The following is a 19,578-nucleotide window of genomic DNA, read 5'->3' as shown; positions in this document are numbered from 1 at the left end:
GATTGGGAGGCTTCTGGGCGCTAGGCGTGCCGGCCGGCGGCGCCGGGGCTACTCGGACGCCAGGCCGGCCACCGGCGAGAGCCGGGCCGCGCGGCGGGCCGGAACCACCGAGGCCAGCATGCCGGCGGCGGCGGCCACGGCAACCACGCCCGCGAGCTGGCCCCACGGCAGCGAGACCACGCTGGTGGTGAAGGCGCCGAGCACCGACTGGGCACCCAGCCAGCCGTAGACCGAACCGAGCACGCAGCCCAGCAGCGCCGCCACTCCGGCGATCAGCACCGCCTCGGTGGCGAGCATCCGCCGCAGCTGGCCGCGGGTGAGCCCCAGCGCCCGCAGCAGCGAGTTTTCCCGGGTGCGTTCGAGCACCGACAGGCTCAGCGTGTTGGCCACCCCGATCAGGGCGATCAGCACCGCGACGGCGAGCAGCCCGCCGACGACCAGCAGCAGCGTGTCGATGACCTGCGTGAACATCAGCCGCTCCAGTACCGGTCCGGAGACCGACCATTCCTCGACGCCGAGCGTGGCGGACAGGCCAGTGGCGGCCTCCTGGATGGCCGGTGCGTCAAGGCCTCCGGCGGTCTTCAGCCACAGCTGCGTGGCTTCCTCGGACCCGGCCTCCGTGTCCCAGCCGAGCCGTTCGGCGTCGGCTGCGGTGATCACGGGCTCGACCATCTCGGTTCCGGCGCGGACCGTGGCGAACGACTCGCTGCCCCCGGCGCCCTCGACCTCCAGGATGGCGGACTTCACCCACGAGGGGACCAGGATCTGCCCGTCGGCAATGGCCACGGAGGGGTCGTTGAGCACCTCCGCCAGGCGTGCGGCGTCGGCGGCGAAGACGATGGTCCCCTCCGACGTGGCGCCGGCCGGGGCCAGCAGCACGGCGGCATCGATGCCCGCCTGCCCGGCCGCGGCGGTGGCGTCCGCGGCGGTGAAGGGATCGCGCCCCCACGAGCCGACGGTCAGGTCCACCGGCCGGCTGCTGCTCAGCTCCGCGTCCAGGGAGGCCTTGGTGGTTTGCGCGCCCACCATGATCATGGACACCAGCGTGACGCCGATCAGCAGGGCGGAGGCGGTGGCCGTGGTACGGCCCGGGTTGCGCACCGAGTTCAGGGCCGCCAGCCTTCCGGCCACGCTGCGTCCGCCCAGCGCCTTGCCGATGAGGGCAACGGCAGGGGGCAGGAACAGCGAGGACAGCAGGAGCACGCCGAGGAAGGACACGATTCCGCCGAGGAACGCGACCATCAGGTTCACCTGCAGCGCCCCCAGGGCCAGCAGCGCGGCTCCCACGGCGGCCAGCACGGCGCCGAAGACGATCCGCACGCGCCCGGCCCGCGACCCCGCGGTGGCGGGATCGGCCGGGCGCAGGGCCTCCAGCGGGGCGACCCGGGTCGCGGCCCGCGCCGGAAGCCAGGCCGCCACCAGCGTCATCAGGGTGCCAACGGCCATGCCGGCGATCACCGCGCCCGGAGTCACCGCGAGCGTGGCGAAGGAAGCCTCGGGCAGGGTCCGGGCGAAGGCGATCAATCCGGCCATCACGCCGATCGCGGCCAGCACGCCCAGGGCCGAGGCCGCCAGGCCCACCAGCAGGGCCTCCAGCAGCACCGAGCGGCGCAACTGGGCACGCAGCGCGCCCAGGGTGCGCAGCAGGGCCAGCTCCCGGGTGCGCTGGGCCACCAGCACCGCGAAGGTGTTCATCACCACCAGGCCGGTCACCACCAGGGCCACCAGGGCGAAGACCAGCAGCACCAGGGTGAGCTGGTCCTGGCCGCCGGAGAATTCGGCGACGTCGGAAACCGTCTGCTCCTCGGCGGTCTTTACGGTGCTGGCGTCGCCGTCGCCAGCGGCCAGCGCGGCGGCGATCGCGTCCCGTGCGGCCTCCAACTGGCCGGGGGCGGTGCGGACCAGGGCCTGGCCCGGGGCGGCGTCCGGTCCGGCGAGGTCGGCCACCAGTCCGGCGCGCACCCCCAACTGGGGCAGCGATCCGGCAATCGGGTTGGCGCTGGGGACGGTCAGGCCGGTGACCACAACGGTCCGGGTGGCCTCCCTGCCCTCGGCGTCCGTGCCGGCCAGCACGATGGAGTCCCCGATCGCCAGGTGGGAGCGCTCGGCGAAGCCGGTGTCCACGACCGCCTGCGCGTCCGTGGAGGGGAAGGCCCCGGAGGCCAGCGTGCGCGATTCCAGCGCCGGGTCCTCACTCAGCGATCCGGCGATCGTCTGGTAGCTGCCCTCGGTGGTGGTCGCCTGCGGGTAGGCCCAGGAGACCGGGTGGACGGCTTCCACCGTCTCCAGCGTGGCCACCTCATCCAGCTGCTCGGCGGTGAAGCCGAGGGGCGCGCCGGCTTCCTCCTCGACGGCATCCTCCGCGGCGCCTTCGTCCTCGGTGCGGTCGTAGGTGAGCACCAGGTCGGCGGTGCGGTAGGCCTCGCCGATGCTCTGGCCCAGCGAGGCCTTCGCGGAGGAGCCCACCAGCAGGGTCGCGACCAGGAAGGCGGTGCCGATCAGCACCGCAAGGGTCACCGCGATGAAGCGGCGGCCGTAGGTTTTCAGGTTTGCCAGGGCCAGGTCCAGCATGGCTAGGCCCCCAGCCCGGCAAGCGCCGCGGTGACCGACTCCGGGGTCGGATCCGCCAGCGCGCCCACCAGCTCGCCGTCGCGCATCAGTAGCACCTCGTCGGCGTAGCTGGCGGCGGCCGGATCGTGGGTGACCATGATGATCGTCTGGCCCATCTCGCGGGAGGAGCTGCGCAGCAGGGAGAGCACCTCGGCCCCGGTGCGGGTGTCCAGGTTGCCGGTCGGCTCGTCGCCGAAGACGACGTCGGGCCGGGTCAGCAGGGCGCGGGCCACCGCCACGCGCTGCTGCTGGCCGCCGGAGAGCTCGTGCGGCTTGTGCGCCAGGCGCCCGCCCAGGCCGAGGGTCTCCACCACGGTGGCCAGCCACGCGGCGTCGTGCTTGCGCCCGGCCAATTGCAGCGGCAGGAGGATGTTCTGCTCGGCGGTGAGGGTCGGCACCAGGTTGAAGGCCTGGAACACGAAGCCGACCTTGTCCCGGCGCAGCCGGGTGAGCTGGTCGTCGGTGAGGGAGGTGATCTCCGTCCCGCCGATCAGGATGGAGCCGGAGTCGGCGCTGTCCAGGCCGGCGAGGCAGTGCATAAGCGTGGACTTGCCGGAGCCGGAGGGCCCCATGATGGCGGTGAAGCGGCCGCGCTCGAAGGCGACGTCGACGCCGCGCAGCGCCTCCACGCGGGTGGAGCCGGCTCCGTAGGTCTTGGTCAGGGCGGTGGCCGCGACGGCGGGCGCGGCGATATCGGTGCGGGTGATGGTCATGGCCTCCACGCTACGGGGCCGGACCCCGCGGACGGATCCACCTCCGGGCGTGACTTGGGCCGACGCAACTCATACCCCGGTATGACCCGGACTGCGGCTACGGGCTGACCACGCCCGTCTCATAGGCGATCACCACGGCCTGCACCCGGTCCCGCGCGCCCAGCTTCGCCAGGATCCGGCCCACGTGGGTCTTCACCGTAGCCTCGGACAGGAACAGGCCGGCGGCGATCTCCAGGTTGGAGCGGCCCTGTGCCAGCAGCCCGAACACCTCGCGCTCGCGCGGGCTCAGGGAATCCACGGCCGCCGCCTTCCCTGCGGCCTGCGGGGAGGGGGCGCGCAGCAGCGGGACCACGTGGTCCAGCAGCCGCCGCGTCGTGGACGGGGCGATCACCGCATCCCCGCGGTGCACCGTGCGGATCGCCTCCAGCAGTTCCTCCGGCTGGGTGTCCTTAAGCAGGAACCCGCTCGCCCCGGCCTGGATCGCCGCCAGCGCGTACTCGTCCAGGTCGAACGTGGTCAGCACGATCACCCGCGGCCCGTCCCCGTCCCGGTTGCCGAGCAGTGCTCCGGTGGCGGCCACGCCGTCCAGCTCCGGCATGCGCACGTCCATCAGCACGACGTCGGCCCCGGCCACGGCGGGGGAGGCCAGGGCCTCCCGCCCGTTCCCGGCCTCCGCCACCACCTGGAGGTCCGGCTGGGAATCGATGAGCATGCGGAAGCCGCTGCGCACCAGTTGCTGGTCGTCGACGAGCGCGACGCGGATGGGATCCATCAGTCCTCCGTGTAGGGAATCAAAACATCAACGCGGAAACCGCCGCCGGCGGCGGGCCCGGCCTGGACGGTGCCGTCATAGAGGCCGACGCGTTCGGCCATGCCCGCCAGCCCCTGGCCGGCACCGTCTCCGGAGAGGGCGCCGGCTCCGCGGCCGTCATCGAGCACGGACACCGACAGGCCCCTGGGCGACCAGCCGAGGTCCACCCGTGCGCTCGCCGACGGGCCGGCGTGCTTGACCGTGTTGGTGAGCGCCTCCTGGACGGCCCGGTAGGCGGCCAGCTCGGCTCCGGCGGGCAGCCCGCGGCGCGGCTCGCCGGTGACGGCGAAGTCCACGGCGAGCCCGGCGGTGCGGGCGGAGGCGACCAGGTCCGGCAGGTCGGCCAGCTGGGGCAGCGGCCGGGTGGAGGCCTGCTCGTCCCCGCGCAGGACCCCGAGGAGGCGGCGCATCTCGCGCAGCGAGGCGCGCCCGGTCTCCGCGATGGTGGCCAGGGTCTGGCGGGCCACCTCGGGGTCGGCGGCGCTGGCGTACCGGGCGCCGTCGGCCTGGGTGATGACGATGGACAGCGAGTGCGCGACGATGTCATGCATCTCGCGGGCGATGCGGCTGCGCTCGTCCGCGGCGGCCAGGTCGCGTTCCTGCTGGCGTTCGACCTCCAGCCGGTGCGCCCGCTCCTCGAGCGCGCGGGTGGCCGTCAGGCGGGTCCGGTGCAGGTCGCCGAAGGTCCAGGCGACCAGGACCACCAGCGACATGGCCAGCAGCGTCATTGCCGCGGCGGCGGCGGCCGTGCCTTCCAGGACCACGTAGCGTCCCGTGGCCAGCAGCGCTCCGGCGAGCCCGGTTCCGAGGCCGGCGAAGGACTGCCAGCGCCGCCCGTACGCGGCGAGCGCGTAGACGGTGATGGGCACGGCCACCTGGGACGGCAGCAGGGTCGGCACCAGTGCCAGTTGGAGCAGGTGCCCGGCCACGACGACGGCGGCGCTGGCGCCGGGGCGCGAGCGCCGCCACGCGAGCGGGACCAGTTGGAGCGTCGAGACGGCGAACGCGAGGCCGCTGTTGACCGGCATGCCGCCGGTGAATGCCGGCACGGCGCAGGTGAACCACAGGGCCGCGGCGAGGACGGCGTCGACCTTGCCGGGGTGCTCCCTGATCCAGCGGTCGATCCTGCGGTGCGGCGTCATGGGCACCAAGCCTACGCAACGCGGCCCGGCGGCGATTTCTCCCGGTTCCGTCCGGGCTCGAGCGGCGTGGCGCGGGGACACGCCGGACTGGTGGGCGGCTGCGGCGCCGAAACCGGGCAAATTCGCGCGCAGAAAGCGGCGCCCGCGTGATGCGTTCACATGATGAGACGAATTGCCCGTCATGCGGACGCTCCGCATAATCTTGAACCATGACGAACACCATTGATCTTGCCGTCATCCCGGGCGACGGAATCGGCCCGGAAGTCATCGCCGAGGCCGTGAAGGTCCTGAAGAAGGCCACGCAGGACGAGGACGTCCAGCTGGTTTTGAACGAGTACCGGCTCGGCGCCGAGCACTGGCTCGCCACGGGGGAGACCCTCAGTGACGAGACCCTGGCCGAACTGCGCAAGCACGACGCCATCCTCTTCGGCGCCGTCGGCGCGGCCCCGGGCGACACCCGCATCCCCTCGGGGCTGATCGAGCGCGAGATGCTGCTGAAGCTGCGCTTTGCGATGGACCACTTCGTGAACCTGCGCCCGTCCAAGACCTACCCGGGCGTGCCGAGCCCGCTGGCCGACCCCGGAACCATCGACTTCATCGTGGTCCGCGAAGGCACCGAGGGCCCGTACGTTGGCAACGGCGGCGCGCTGCGCGTGGGGACCCCGCACGAGATCGCCACCGAGGTCTCCATCAACACCGCCCACGGCGTGGAACGCGTGGTCCGCGACGCCTTCCGCCGGGCCGCCGACCGCCCGCGCAAGAAGGTCACCCTGGTGCACAAGCACAACGTGCTGGTGAACGCCGGGCACCTGTGGCGCCGCACGGTCGAGGCGGTCGCCGCCGAGTTCCCCCAGGTCAGCCACGACTACCTGCACATCGACGCCGCGACGATCTTCATGACCACGGACCCGGCCCGCTTCGACGTGATCGTCACCGACAACCTGTTCGGGGACATCCTGACCGACCTGGCCGGCGCCGTTTCGGGCGGCATCGGGCTGGCGGCCTCGGGCAACCTCAACATGGACCGCACCTCGCCGTCCATGTTCGAGCCGGTCCACGGCTCCGCCCCGGACATCGCCGGGCAGCAGAAGGCCGACCCGACCGCGGCGATCCTCTCCGCTGCCCTGCTGCTGGAGCACGTGGGCCTCGACGCGGCGGCCCGCCGCGTCGAAGCCGCCGTCGAGGCGGACATCGCCGCCCGGCCGCAGCTGTCCGGCCCGCGCACCACGGCGCAGGTCGGCGACGCGATTGCCGCAGGCGTAAGCTAGCTTTCGGTCCGTTCACCGGACCCCTCGAGGGGGCGCCGCCTGGCGCGGCGCCCCCTCGGCACCCCACCAGTCCCGTCCAAGAGGAAGTGCGCCGGCACCATGGAATTCTCCCAGCAATTCTCCACCAGCCCCAAGAGCGAGGCCGACCGGGCCGCGATTCTGGCTGACCCGGGATTCGGCGACTATTTCACGGACCACACCGTCGTCATCGACTGGACCGTCGACGCGGCCGGCGAGGGCGGATGGCACGATGCGCGCGTGGAGCCGTACGGGCCGATCATGATGGACCCGGCCGCCGCGGTGCTGCACTACGGCCAGGAGATCTTCGAGGGCCTGAAGGCCTACCGCCACGCCGACGGCAGCGTGTGGACCTTCCGCGCCGAGGCCAACGCCGCCCGCTTCAACAAGTCGGCCGTGCGCCTGGCGCTGCCGGAGCTGCCGGAGGAGGACTTCATCGAGTCCCTGCGGCAGATCGTCGCCGCCGACCGCGCCTGGGTGCCGTCCGAGGACGGCGAGGCCCTGTACCTGCGCCCGTTCATGATCGCCACCGAGGCGTTCCTGGGGGTGCGCCCGTCCCGCGAGGTCTCCTACCGGGTGATCGCCTCCCCAGCCGGCAACTACTTCGGCGGCGAGCTCAAGCCCGTCTCCATCTGGCTCTCCGAGCGCTACGCCCGCGCCGGCCACGGCGGCACCGGCGAGGCCAAGTGCGGCGGCAACTACGCAGCGTCGCTGGCCGCGCAGATCGAGGCCGAGCAGCACGGCTGCAAGCAGGTCCTTTTCCTGGACCCCACCAACGACTACGCGGTGGACGAGCTCGGCGGCATGAACGTGTTCTTCGTGCTCACCGACGGCACCCTGGTCACCCCCGAGCTCAACGGCAACATCCTGCACGGGGTCACCCGTTCCTCCGTGCTGCAGCTGGCCAAGGACCGCGGCCTGGCGGTCGAGGAGCGCAAGTTCACCATCGCCGAATGGCGTGAGCGCGTCGCCGACGGCACCCTGGCCGAGGTCTTCGCCTGCGGCACCGCCGCCGTGATCACCCCGATCGGCGAGCTCAAGACCGCCCAGGACACGCTGGCGACCCCCACCGCGGAGGGCGAGCCGGTCTGGAAGGGCATCCGCGAGCAGCTGCTCGGCATCCAGACGGGCACCGTGGAGGATACCCACGGCTGGCTCACCCGCCTGGCCTAGCCGCAGGCACCGCACGACGCCGGCACCCGCCTGGGTGCCGGCGTCGTGCGTTTTTCGCCAAAGGTACGTGCCCCCCACCCCCGTTTCGCCAAAGGCAGGTGCTGGGTCCTGGCCCCAAACCCAGCAGCTGCCTTTGGCGAAACGCAGGGGGCGGACGGGAACCTTTGGCGAAACGGGGGTGCGGGGCGGGGCCGCAGGCAGGGTCCGCGGCCCGCCTAGACTGGGGGCATGCGCATCCTAGTCACCGGCGGGGCCGGATACATCGGATCCCACACCGTCCTGCTGCTCCTGGAGGAGGGCCACGAGGTCCACGTGCTGGACAACCTGAGCAACTCCTCCCCGGAGGCGCTGCGCCGGGTGGGCGAACTCGCCGGGCACCGGGCTCACCTGCACGTGGCCGACCTGCTGGACGCGGAGGCCACGGCCCGGGTCTTCGCCGCCGTGCGCCCCGAGGCCGTGATCCACTTCGCCGGGTTCAAGGCGGTCGGCGAATCCTCCGCCGAGCCGCTGAAGTACTACCGCAACAACGTCGCGGGCACCCTGAACCTGCTCGAGGCCATGGACGCCCACGGGGTCCGCACGCTGGTCTTCAGCTCCTCCGCCACCGTCTACGGCGAGGCCGGCGGCGTCGTCAAGTACACGGAGGAACTGCCGCTGGCGGCGGTGAACCCCTACGGGCGGACCAAGATGCACATCGAGCAGATGCTCGACGACCTCGCGGCCAGCGACCCGCGCTGGGCGATCGGCAAGCTGCGGTACTTCAACCCGGTGGGCGCCCACGGGTCCGGGCGCATCGGCGAGGATCCGCAGGGCATCCCGAACAACCTCATGCCCTTCGTCGCCCAGGTGGCGGTGGGCCGGCGCGAGAAGCTGCTCGTCTTCGGCGACGACTACCCGACGCCGGACGGCACCGGCGTGCGCGACTACATCCACGTCGTCGACCTGGGCGCCGGACACCTGGCCGCCCTCGAATACCTGCTCAAGCACGGCGGCCTGCACGCCTGGAACCTGGGCAGCGGCACCGGGTCCTCCGTGCTCGACGTCGTCCGCGCCTTCTCCCGCGCCGCCGGCCGCGAGATCCCCTACGAGGTGGCCGGCCGCCGGCCCGGGGACCTGCCCGAATACTTCGCCGACCCGGCGCTGGCCCGCGAGGAACTCGGCTGGAAGTCCGAACGCGGGCTCGAGGAGATGGCAGCCGACGTCTGGCGCTGGCAGTCCGGGAACCCGGAGGGCTACCCCGAGCAGGCTTCCCCCGAACAGGCCGACCCCGGGCCGGCGGACCCGGAGGCCCCGAACCCGCCGGAAACCCCTGAGTCCGCATCGCCGGCGGCCGGGGCTCCGGGCGGGCCGGAGCCGTCCGAGGGGACGGGCGCGCCGGACTCCGGTCCCGAAACGCCATCGGCCCCCGAAACGCCGTCCGGGCCCGCGGCCTCCACTAAGCTCTAACCCATGCGTATTGCTCGTTTCGTAGTCGATGGTGATCCCCAGTACGGCGTCGTGGAGGGGGAGGAGGTCGCCGCCATTGCCGGCGACCCGTTCTTCCAGGGCATCAAGCCCACCGGCGCCCGCCACAAGCTGGAGGACGTGCGCCTGCTGGCCCCGATCATCCCGCGCTCGAAGGTGGTGGGCATCGGGCGCAACTACGCCGACCACGCCAAGGAGCTGGGCAACGAACTGCCGACCTCCCCGATGATGTTCCTCATGCCGAACACCTCCGTCGTGGGCCCGAACGACCCGGTCACCCTGCCCTCCTTCTCCGACGAGATCTCCTACGAGGCGGAACTGGCCGTCGTGATCGGGCGGATCTGCAAGGACGTGCCGGCGGAGAAGGCCGAGGAGGTCATCTTCGGCTACACCTGCGCCAACGACCTCACCGCCCGCGACGCCCAGCGCACCGACGGCCAGTGGGCCCGCGCCAAGGGCTGGGACGGATCCTGCCCGCTGGGGCCGTGGATCGAGACCGAGCTGGACCCCGAGGACCTCACCATCGAGGGACGCCTGGACGGCGAGACCAAGCAGGACGGCACCACCAAGGACATGGTCTTCGGGGTGCGCGAACTGGTGGCCTACGCCTCCGCCGCCTTCACGCTGCTCCCCGGCGACGTGATCCTCACCGGCACCCCCGCCGGCGTCGGCCTGATCACCGAGGGCCAGCGCTACGAGGTCGAGATCGAGGGCATCGGCACCCTCGCCAACACCTTCCGCCGCTAACCGCGTTCCGGATGGGGAGGCCCCGCGCCCGTGCCACCACAGGCACGACGCCGGGGCCTCCTTTCGTCCCGCCGGCCACCGTCCGCGGGGATGACGCCGGGCGGGCAAAGCACACCTTTCGTCGGATGTCCGCCGGGGTCGCCGTCCCTAGGCTGGGGAGCATGAAAACGCAGACCAACACCCTGATGCCCGTCGCCGGGCCGATACCCGACACCGCCATGGCATGGCCGGCCGGGCGTGCCGCCGGCGTGTTCTTCGTCCTAGCGGTGGGGCTGCTTGACGCACTCGTGGCCCTGATCGCGATCGGCTCCTCCGCCTGGCTGCCCGCGGACGGGCTCCCCGCGGATCCGTGGCTCGCTGCACGGACGGGACTGGCCCCCGTGCTCGCCTTCGGAACCGCATGGCTGCTGTTGCTGCGCCGGAACCGGCCAGTTACGGCGGCAGTCCTCACCGCGGCCCTGGGCCTGCTCTCCTTCAGCGGCCTGGCCTTCTTCCTGGCGCTGTACCACCTGGGCAAGCTGCGCCGCCTCGGTCCGGCCGCGGCGGTGGCCGTTGCCTGCGCCACCCTTACGGCCCTCGACGACCTCAAGCTCAACGGATCCACGGGTGGACACCTGCCGGCCGACCTGCCATTGGCCTTCGTGCTCCTGCTGGTGGTGCTGGCGGCGGTCTACGCCTGGGGCGCCTATCGGGGGCAGCGCCTGCGCACCCTCGAAGCCCTGCATCAGCGGGCCGAGGCCGCGGAGGCCGCCCGCGCCTCCGACGCCGAACGCATCCGCTCCGCCGAACGCCAGCGCATCGCCCGCGAAATGCACGACACCATTGCGCACCGAATGTCCCAGGTGGCCGTGCAGGCGGCGGCCCTGGAGCTGACCGCCGCCGACGAACGCACGGCCAACACCGCCGCGGCCGTGCGGGGCAGCGCGCGGGAGGCCCTGGATGAACTGCGCGGAGTGCTCGGCGTCCTGCGCGAAGACACCCTCCCGGCTCCCCGGCAGGCGGCGCCCGGCCTTGGCGAAATCCCGCAACTGATCGACGGGTGGCGCAGCGCCGGGCTCGTGATCGAGGCGGGGCCGCTGCCCGGGGGAGCGGTCCCGCCGGCGGTGGGGCGCGCTGCCTACCGGATCGTGCAGGAAGCGCTCACCAACGCCGCCCGCTACGCCCCGGCCTCCACCGTGACCGTCACGCTGACGGCCGGGCCCGGAGCGCTGGAAGTCGCCGTGGAGAACTCCGCCGCACCGCCCACCGAGGTGTTGCCCGGCGCGGGACTGGGCCTTGTAGGGGTGGCCGAGCGGGTGCACGCGCTCGATGGGGACCTCCACCATGGTCCGACGCCGGACGGCGGCTTCCGCCTGCAGGCCCGGCTGCCGTGGGAAGCGCGGTGAACGCCGCGCCGATCCGGGTGATCGTCGCCGACGACGAACGCATCGTCCGCGAAGCGCTCGCGGCGATCATCGACACCCGCGAGGACATGCAGGTCGTGGCCCAGGCCGGGGACGGCATCGAAGCCGCCGCCGCGGCCCGGGCGTTCCGCGCCGACGTCGTCCTGATGGACGTGCGCATGCCGGGCGGGGACGGCATCGCGGCCACCGCGCGGGTCCGCGAACAGGCACAGGCCCCCGCGGTGATCGTGCTGACGGCGTTCGACGCGGACGACTACGTCTTCGCGGCCCTCGAGGCCGGGGCCGCCGGCTTCCTGCTCAAGGACACCGAACCGCACCAGCTGTTCCAGGCCATCCGCGAGGTTGCGGCCGGCCAGGCGATGCTGGCCCCCAGCGTCACCCGGCGGTTGATCGAGCACACGCGCGGCCTGACCGGTTCGGCCGGCCCGGCCGCCGCGCTGGCTCGCCTGGAGCCGCTCACCGGGCGTGAACGCGACGTGCTGGCCCGTGTGGCGCAGGGGATGGGCAACGAGGCGATCGCCGCCGAACTGTTCCTCTCCGAGGCGACCGTAAAATCCCACGTCTCGCGCATCCTGGCCAAGACCGGGCTTTCCAACCGGGTGCAGGCGGCGCTGGTGGCCCGCGACGCGGGGTGGGGATACGGCCCGTACTAGAATCGGAGCACCATGACTGATGCATCCCTGATTCCCACCGTCACGGCGGATACGCCTGTCCGCGTCCGCTTCTGCCCCTCGCCGACCGGCACCCCGCACGTCGGCCTGATCCGCACCGCGCTCTTCAACTGGGCCTACGCGCGGCACACCGGCGGCAAGCTGATCTTCCGCATCGAGGACACCGACGCGGCGCGCGACTCCGAGGAAAGCTACAACCAGTTGCTCGACGCGCTGGACTGGCTGGGCATCACCTGGGACGAGGGCGTCAACGTGGGCGGCCCGCACGAACCCTACCGCCAGTCCCAGCGCGCCGACCTCTACACCGAGGTCATCGGCAAGCTCAAGGCCGCCGGCCACCTCTACGAGTCCTTCTCCACGCCGGAGGAGGTCGAGGCCCGCCACAAGGCCGCAGGACGCGACCCGAAGCTCGGCTACGACAACTGGGACCGGGACGTCACCGCGGAGCAGGCCGCGGCGTTCCGCGCCGAGGGCCGCGAGCCGGTGCTGCGCGTGCGCATGCCGGACGAGGACATCACCTTCACCGACCTGGTCCGCGGCGAGATCACCTTCAAGGCCGGGACCGTTCCGGACTTCGCGGTGGTCCGCGCCAACGGCAAGCCCCTGTACACCCTGGTCAACCCGGTGGACGACGCGCTCATGGGGATCACCCACGTGCTGCGCGGCGAGGACCTGCTCTCCTCCACCCCGCGCCAGATCGCGCTGTACCGGGCGCTGGTGGACGTCGGCGTGGCCCAGTACGTGCCGCTCTTCGGCCACCTGCCCTACGTCATGGGACAGGGCAACAAGAAGCTCTCCAAGCGCGACCCCGAGTCGAGCCTGTTCCTGCACCGCGACCGCGGCTTCATCCCCGAGGGCCTGCTCAACTACCTGGCCCTGCTGGGCTGGTCGCTGTCCGCGGACGAGGACATCTTCACCCGCGAGCAGCTGGTGGCGGCGTTCGACGTCGCCGACGTGCTCTCCAACCCGGCCCGCTTCGACCTGAAGAAGGCCGAGGCCATCAACGGCACCCACGTGCGGCTGCTGGAGCCGGCGGACTTCCGCGAGCGCCTGGTCCCGTACCTGCGCCACGCGCAGCTGGTGGGGGAGACGCTGACCGAACGCCAGCAGGAGATCCTGGCCGCGGCCGCGCCGCTGGTGCAGGAGCGCATCACCCTGCTGGGCGAGGCCCCCGAAATGCTCGAGTTCCTCTTCCGCGCCGACGCCGACCTGGTGGTGCACCAGGACGCGCTCAAGGGCCTGCCGGGCAACACCGACGAGGTCCTGGACGCCGGCCTGGCCGCGCTCGAGCCGCTGGCCGAGTGGACCGCCGCGGCCATCGAGGAGGCGCTGCGCGCGGCGCTGATCGACGGGCTGGGCCTGAAGCCGCGCCTGGCGTTCGGCCCGGTCCGCACCGCCGTCTCCGGCAAGCGCATCTCCCCGCCGCTGTTCGAGTCCATGGAGATCCTCGGCAAGGACTCCTCGCTCGCCCGCCTGCGCGCCTTCCGCGCGGACATCGACTCCCTGTGAGCGTGAGCGACACCCGCCAGGCCGGCCGCACCCGTGCGGCCGGCCTGGCCGTTTCCGGGGTGCTCTTCGACATCGACGACACCCTGGTGGACCTGGAAGCGGCCGCCCGGGCCGGCTTCCTGCGCCTGAGCGCCACGGATCTGGCCGGGGTCCCCGACGCCGACCGCACGCGCGCCGCCGCGGCGTTCTCCTCCGACGCCGGCGGCTTCTACGAGCTCTACATGGCCGGCGAGCTGACCTTCGCCGGCCAGCGGGTGGAGCGCATCCGCCACGCCTACGCCCTGGTCGGCGGGCCGGAGCTGGCCGCGGGGGAACTGGCGCGCTTCACCGCCGACTTCGAGGACGCCGTGCGCTCGGTCTGGAAACCGTTCGACGACGTCCACCCCTGCCTCGACGGGCTGGACCGCCTCGGCGTGCCCTACGGCGCGGTGTCCAACAACGTGGAGGCCTACCAGAGGGAGAAGCTGGCCATCACCGGGCTGGACCGCATCCGGGTGCTGGTCGGTTCGGACACCGCCGGCGCCCCCAAGCCGGACCCGCGTCCCTTCCTGGCGGGGGTGGACCTGCTGGGGCTGCAACCGGAACAGGTGCTCTACGTGGGGGACAACCCGGTCAACGACGTGCGCGGGGCGCTTGAGGCCGGCCTGCGTGCCGCGCTGCTGGACCGCCGCGCCCCGGAAGGCGCGCCCGCCGAAACGGTGCCTCCCGCGTCCGAAAATGTGACCGGCATCGCATCCCTCGTTTTGCGCACGCTCGCCGACCTGCCGGGCCTGATCAGCCCCGAAATCCGCGTGATTCCGGGGTAGCCGGGGCGGGCGCCGGGCGGGGTGTGGCCGATTTTGGAATCGCGCGTGACCTCGTGTAAAGTAATTACTCGTGCTGAGGCGCACGGAACGAAGACCGAAAGGAATTCGGAAGGCGCCAAAGACAGTGGGATATGGTGTAATTGGCAACACTACGGTTTCTGGTACCGTCATTCTAGGTTCGAGTCCTGGTATCCCAGCGCTCGGCCTCCGCTGCAGATTCTGCAAGGCGGAAGGTCGGCTGTGCGCGGAGGTTCGACTCCCGCGCGGCATACGGCCCCATCGTATAGCGGCCTAGTACGCTGCCCTCTCACGGCGGTAACGCGGGTTCGAATCCCGCTGGGGTCACTGTCCTTTCCGGACAAGACGGCACGCGTCTGAAAACGGTGCAAGCTATGCGGCCCCATCGTATAGCGGCCTAGTACGCTGCCCTCTCACGGCGGTAACGCGGGTTCGAATCCCGCTGGGGTCACCCTTGGAAGGTCCCGGACTTCGGTCCGGGACCTTTCGCTTTTGCCGGCCGGTCCTGCCCCTCCGGCCCGCGGCGGGGCCCTGGCCGCCCGGCCGCCGCGACTTTGGCATGATTGGGACGTGACTACTACCAACGGACCGCAGGAGCCTGCCGCGGCGATCGATCTCCTGGAGCGGGCCAAGACCGCGCTCGCGGCGGCGGCGCTGCCGCTGGAGCTCCCCGGTGCCCCGGCGGCCCGCGAGGGCGCCCGCACCGCCGTCGCCCAGTTGGACGACTACATCATCCCGCGCTACCGCAGCCTGGACGCCCCGCTGCTGGCCGTCGTCGGAGGGTCCACCGGCGCCGGAAAATCGACCCTCGTCAACGCGCTGGTGGGCCATCCGGTCACGCGCGCCGGGGCGATCCGCCCCACCACCCGCCAGCCGATCCTGCTGCACCACCCCGCCGAGCGGTCCTGGTTCGCCGACGCCCGCATCCTGCCCGGCCTGGGCCGCGTGGTCGGCCACAGCGTCGACCCGTCCCGCCCCACTCCGGCCGACCGGGCCGGCGCCGAGCCGGATCCCGACGCCATGGGCTCGCTGGTCCTGGTCGCCGATCCGGCGGTGCCGGCGGGGCTGGCGCTGCTGGATGCCCCGGACATCGACTCGGTCTCCGACGAGAACCGGCGCCTGGCCGGCCAGCTGCTCTCCGCCGCCGACCTGTGGCTGTTCGTGACCACCGCCAACCGCTACGCCGACGCCGTCCCGTGGAGGCTGCTCGCCGAGGCCGCCCGCCGCGACATCACCCTCGCGGTGGTGCTGGACCGCGTTCCGCCGGGCGTCGAGGCGGAGGTCTCCGCCGACCTGCGCGCCATGCTCGCCCGCGAGGGCCTGGGCGAAGCCCCGCTGTTCGTGGTCCCGGAAGCGCCGCTGGACGAGCTGGAAATGCTCCCCGAGGCGGCCGCGTCCGCGGTGCGCGCCTGGCTCGGCGCCGTCGCGGCGGACGCCGGCGCCCGCTCCGCCCTGGCCCGGCGCACCCTCGCCGGCGCCGTGCGGGCCCTGGCCGGCGCCGCGGCCGCCACCGCGGCCGCCGAGCGCGAGCAGCACGACGCCGGCGTCCGGCTGGGCGCCGACGTCGCCGAGGCGTACGCGCAGGCCGCCGAGCGGATCCGCAGCGCCACCCGGGACGGGACCCTGTTGCGCGGGGAGGTGCTGGCCCGCTGGCAGGGGTTCGTGGGAACCGGGGAGTTCTTCCGTTCCCTGGAAACCGGGATCGGACGCTTCCGCGACCGCCTCGGCGCCTTCTTCACCGGCAAGCCCCAGCCCGTGGCCAGCGTCGAGCAGGCCATCGAATCCGGGCTGCACGCCGTCGTCGTGGACCAGGCCGCCAAGGCCGCCGAGGAGAGCGAGGCCCGCTGGCGCGCCGACCCGGCCGGGCGGCAACTGCTCGGCACCGACGACCTCGGCAGCGTCGCACCCGGCTTCAGCGACAGCGTGGCCGAACAGATCCGCGCCTGGCAGGGGGACCTGATGGAACTGATCCGCACGGAGGGCGCGGACAAGCGCTTCACCGCCCGCATGGTCTCCTTCGGGGTCAACGGCGTCGCCGTGGCCCTGATGGTGGTGGTGTTCGCCTCCACCGCCGGACTGACCGGCCTGGAGATCGGCATCGCCGGCGGCTCGGCCGTGGTCGGGCAGAAGCTGCTCGAGGCGATCTTCGGGGAGGACGCCGTGCGCCGGCTGGCCAAACACGCCGCCGACGGGCTGGAGGAACGCTGCCACATCCTGCTGGAGCAGGAGAGCCGGCGCTTCCTGGACCGGCTGGAGGTGCTGCGCCCCGCCGCGGAGGTGGACGTGCTGGAGGAACTGGCCCGCCGGCTGGAGGCGCTGGGCGCGCCGGGGGAGGCCCGGGCATGAGCCGCCGCCGCCGCGACACCGAGGCCACCCCGCTGATCACCCGCCTGGAGGCGCTCAACGAGGCCCGGCAGCTGGGCGAGGGCCGCGTGCCCGAGGCCGCCGCCGCGGACGCGTACGCCGTGCTGGAGCGCGCCTCCAAGCGCCGGTCGCTGTCCGCCGAACACACCGTCGTCGGATTCTTCGGGGCCACCGGCAGCGGCAAGTCCTCCCTCTTCAATGCCGTCGCCGGGCAGCAGCTGGCCCGTGCCGCGGCCACCCGGCCCACCACCTCGGCCCCGCTGGCCGCGGTGTGGGGGGAGGAGGGCAGCGGGCCGCTGCTGGACTGGCTCCAGGTCGAGGAGCGCCGCCAACTGGAGGATCCGCTGCCCGCCCCCAAGGGCGGCCTGTTCCGCAAGGCCCCCGCACAAGGCGGCCTGATCCTGCTGGACCTGCCCGATTTCGACTCGACCGCCGCCGAGCACCGCGAGACCGTGCGCCGCCTGGCCGGGCAGGTAGACGTCCTGGTCTGGGTCCTGGATCCGCAGAAGTACGCCGACGCCGCCGTGCACCACGACTTCATCCGGCCCATGGCCGGGCACGGGGCCATCACCCTGGTGGTGCTGAACCAGATCGACAGGCTGCGCCCGGGCCAGCTGGACCCGGTGGTCGTCTCCCTGCGCGGGCTGTTGGCCCGCGACGGGCTGCCCGGCATCGACGTGCTGCCGGTGTCCGCCGCGACCGGGGAAGGCGTCGGGAAGCTGCGCGAGGCCGTCGGCGCGGTTACGGCGGAGCGGACCGCGGCCACCGAGCGCCTGCTGGCCGACGTCGGCGCGGCCGCGGACACGCTGGCCGGGGCCCTGGCCGCCGACGCCGTGCCCGCGGCCACCGGGCCGATCGCCGTGCTCGGTGCCGGCTGGGGGGAGGCCGGGAGGGAGGACGCGGCCCCCAACCGCGCCGCCCCCGCCCCGCACCAACTGGAGCTGCCCGGCAAGGAGGCGGTTCGCCGCCTGTCGGAAAACCTTGCCGAGGCCTCCGGGGTGGGCATCGTCGTGCAGGCGGTCCGGGACAGCTACCGCAAGGACGCGCACGCGCGCACCGGCTGGCCGGTGGTGCGTTGGCTGGGCAAGCTGCGCCCGGACCCGCTGCGCCGCCTGAACCTGGACAGCAAGGACCTGGTCGGCCGGAGCGTCAACCCCGCGCTGAACCGCACCGCCCTGCCTCCCGCCGGCGCCGCGCAGCGCGCCCAGGCGGACTCCGCGGTGCGGACCTTCGCCGACGCCGCGGCCGGCGGCGCCCCCGACGTGTGGCGCGCCTCCATCCGGCGTGCCGCCCGCGGCTCGGCGGACACCCTGCCGGATGCCCTGGACCAGGCGATCGCCGGAACCGACATCGGTGCCGGGCGCGGATCCTGGTGGTGGCCCGTGGCCGGCATCGTCCAGTGGATCGCCCTGGCCGTGGCGCTGGCCGGGGCCGCCTGGCTGGGCGGACTCGCGGTCATGGGCTTCCTCCAGTTCCCGGTCCCGCCAGTCCCCGTGGTGGAGGGCATCCCGGTGCCCACGCTGATGCTGGTTACCGGCGTCCTGCTGGGCATCGTGCTCGGCCTCGCCTCCGGGGTGGCGGCCCGCGCCGCCGCCGCCGCGCGCGCCCGCACCGTGTCCCGGAGGCTGCACGCCGCCGTCGCCGGGGTCGCGGCCACCCGGGTCGTGGCGCCCGTGGCGGACGAGGTCAGCCGGTACAACCGCTTCGCCGAGGCGTTGGCGGTGGCCCGTGGCTGACACCGGCCCCGCGGAACCGGTCGCTGTGGATACGGCCGACGCGGGTCCCACCGTTGCGGGCCTGGGGGAGGCCGGCCTGCTGGCCCGGATCCTGCCCCGGCTGGCCGGCGCGCCGGCGCTGCTGGGCCCGGGCGACGACGCCGCCGTCGTCGCCGCGCCGGACGGGCGCTTCGTGGTCTCGGTGGACACCCTGGTCCAGGACCAGGACTTCCGCCTCGAATGGCCCAACGGCTACCGCACCACCGGCTTCGACGTCGGGTGGAAGTCCGCCGCGCAGAACCTTTCGGACATCAACGCCATGGGGGCGGTCGCGACCGCGCTGGTCATGAGCCTGACGCTGCCGGCCCACACGCCGGTGGCCTGGGTCGAGTCGCTGGCGGACGGCTACGCCGCGGCGGTGCGCACGCTGGGCGCGGACCGCTGCGCGCTGGCCGGCGGCGACCTCGGCGCCGGCAGCGAACTGGCCGTCACCGCCGCGGCGACGGGCAGCCTGGAGGGCCGCGCCGCCGTCGTGCGTTCCGGCGCCCGGCCGGGGGACACCCTGGCGGTCTGCGGCGTGCTCGGCGCCGCCGCCGCCGGGCTGGCCCTGCTCGAATCCCCGGTCCCGTACGCAACGCTGGGGGAGGCCGAACGCGCCCTGGTCGCGCGGCAGGCCCGCCCGCTGCCGCCGCTGGCGGCGGGCCCGGAGGCCGCGCGGGCCGGGGCCCGGGCGATGCTTGACCTTTCCGACGGGCTGGTGCGCGACGCCGGCCGGATGGCCGCGGCCAGCGGATGCGGCATCGACCTGGAGGCCGCCGCGCTGGCAGAGGACGCCGCCGCGCTGGCAGGGGCCGGAACCGCCACCGGGGTGCCGCCGCTGCTCTGGGTGCTCTCCGGGGGAGAGGACCACGGGCTGCTGGCCGCCTTCCCGCCCGGGACCCCGTTGCCGGAGGGCTTCCGCCGCGTCGGCGCTGTCGTGGAAGCAAGCGTGGTGGAAGCAGCCGGGGCGGGCGCTGCGGGAGCGGCCGCCCCGGTGCGCGTGGACGGGCGCCCCGCGGCGGAGGCCCTGGCCCGGCTGCACGGGCAGCGGCCCGGGTACGACCACTTCGGCGGCTAGCCGGACCGGCGGTCCGGCCGCCAGGCACC

General features: G+C 73.3%; 14 protein-coding genes, 3 tRNA genes and 1 pseudogene. 14 read left to right on the top strand and 4 right to left on the bottom strand.

Annotated elements, in window-relative coordinates:
• Positions 1-48: 48 nt before the first annotated feature.
• From ABD912_RS03110 to ABD912_RS03095, 4 genes are all read right to left on the bottom strand, one after another.
• Complete coding sequence (locus ABD912_RS03110) at positions 49-2,571, bottom strand: ABC transporter permease (protein WP_345148394.1); 2,523 nt, start codon at positions 2,569-2,571, stop codon at positions 49-51.
• 2 nt (positions 2,572-2,573) lie between these two features.
• Positions 2,574-3,323, bottom strand: a complete 750-nt coding sequence (locus tag ABD912_RS03105) for an ABC transporter ATP-binding protein (protein WP_345148392.1) — start codon at positions 3,321-3,323, stop codon at positions 2,574-2,576.
• Between the two features lie 97 nt (positions 3,324-3,420).
• Complete coding sequence (locus ABD912_RS03100; RefSeq protein ID WP_345148390.1) at positions 3,421-4,095, bottom strand: response regulator transcription factor; 675 nt, start codon at positions 4,093-4,095, stop codon at positions 3,421-3,423.
• Positions 4,095-5,276: a sensor histidine kinase gene (locus tag ABD912_RS03095; RefSeq protein ID WP_345148389.1), complete on the bottom strand. Its 1,182-nt coding sequence runs from the start codon at positions 5,274-5,276 to the stop codon at positions 4,095-4,097. Before ABD912_RS03095 ends, ABD912_RS03100 begins: the two co-directional genes overlap by 1 nt.
• Positions 5,277-5,485: 209 nt before the next feature.
• Here ABD912_RS03095 and ABD912_RS03090 point away from each other — a divergent pair, with 209 nt between their 5' ends.
• From ABD912_RS03090 to thiL, 14 genes and pseudogenes are all read left to right on the top strand, one after another.
• Complete coding sequence (locus ABD912_RS03090; RefSeq protein ID WP_345148388.1) at positions 5,486-6,544, top strand: 3-isopropylmalate dehydrogenase; 1,059 nt, start codon at positions 5,486-5,488, stop codon at positions 6,542-6,544.
• 99 nt (positions 6,545-6,643) lie between these two features.
• A complete protein-coding gene (locus ABD912_RS03085; RefSeq protein ID WP_345148387.1) occupies positions 6,644-7,735 on the top strand; it encodes a branched-chain amino acid aminotransferase in 1,092 nt (363 codons plus the stop codon).
• A 228-nt stretch (positions 7,736-7,963) separates the two neighbouring features.
• Positions 7,964-8,971: pseudogene (gene galE, locus ABD912_RS03080) on the top strand (UDP-glucose 4-epimerase GalE); the annotation flags it as partial.
• Positions 8,972-9,184: 213 nt separating this feature from the next.
• Positions 9,185-9,946 carry a fumarylacetoacetate hydrolase family protein gene (locus tag ABD912_RS03075; RefSeq protein WP_345148386.1) on the top strand — a complete coding sequence of 254 codons (762 nt, stop codon included), beginning with the start codon at positions 9,185-9,187 and terminating at the stop codon, positions 9,944-9,946.
• Positions 9,947-10,107: 161 nt separating this feature from the next.
• Positions 10,108-11,331, top strand: a complete 1,224-nt coding sequence (locus ABD912_RS03070) for a sensor histidine kinase (protein WP_345148384.1) — start codon at positions 10,108-10,110, stop codon at positions 11,329-11,331.
• A complete protein-coding gene (locus tag ABD912_RS03065) occupies positions 11,328-12,002 on the top strand; it encodes a response regulator transcription factor (protein ID WP_345148382.1) in 675 nt (224 codons plus the stop codon). The genes ABD912_RS03070 and ABD912_RS03065 overlap by 4 nt, the downstream gene beginning before the upstream one ends.
• Positions 12,003-12,014: 12 nt before the next feature.
• On the top strand, positions 12,015-13,529 hold the full coding sequence (gltX, locus tag ABD912_RS03060) for a glutamate--tRNA ligase (RefSeq protein ID WP_345148380.1): 1,515 nt from the start codon (positions 12,015-12,017) through the stop codon (positions 13,527-13,529).
• A gap of 2 nt (positions 13,530-13,531) precedes the next feature.
• Positions 13,532-14,335, top strand: a complete 804-nt coding sequence (locus tag ABD912_RS03055) for an HAD family hydrolase (RefSeq protein WP_345148379.1) — start codon at positions 13,532-13,534, stop codon at positions 14,333-14,335.
• A 125-nt stretch (positions 14,336-14,460) separates the two neighbouring features.
• Positions 14,461-14,532: transfer RNA gene (locus ABD912_RS03050), tRNA-Gln, on the top strand.
• Positions 14,533-14,607: 75 nt separating this feature from the next.
• A tRNA-Glu gene (locus ABD912_RS03045) sits at positions 14,608-14,680 on the top strand.
• A gap of 51 nt (positions 14,681-14,731) precedes the next feature.
• Positions 14,732-14,804 (top strand) — tRNA-Glu (locus tag ABD912_RS03040).
• Positions 14,805-14,923: 119 nt separating this feature from the next.
• On the top strand, positions 14,924-16,699 hold the full coding sequence (locus tag ABD912_RS03035; protein ID WP_345148377.1) for a dynamin family protein: 1,776 nt from the start codon (positions 14,924-14,926) through the stop codon (positions 16,697-16,699).
• Positions 16,696-18,453, top strand: a complete 1,758-nt coding sequence (locus ABD912_RS03030) for a GTPase (protein ID WP_345148375.1) — start codon at positions 16,696-16,698, stop codon at positions 18,451-18,453. The genes ABD912_RS03035 and ABD912_RS03030 overlap by 4 nt, the downstream gene beginning before the upstream one ends.
• On the top strand, positions 18,446-19,549 hold the full coding sequence (gene thiL, locus ABD912_RS03025; protein ID WP_345148372.1) for a thiamine-phosphate kinase: 1,104 nt from the start codon (positions 18,446-18,448) through the stop codon (positions 19,547-19,549). The genes ABD912_RS03030 and thiL overlap by 8 nt, the downstream gene beginning before the upstream one ends.
• The last annotated feature ends 29 nt before the right edge of the window (positions 19,550-19,578 follow it).

Origin of the sequence: Arthrobacter ginkgonis (assembly GCF_039540195.1) — a bacterium.
GTDB classification, from domain to species: Bacteria; Actinomycetota; Actinomycetes; order Actinomycetales; family Micrococcaceae; genus Zafaria; species Zafaria ginkgonis.
This window is presented reverse-complemented; position numbering and strand designations above follow the sequence as displayed.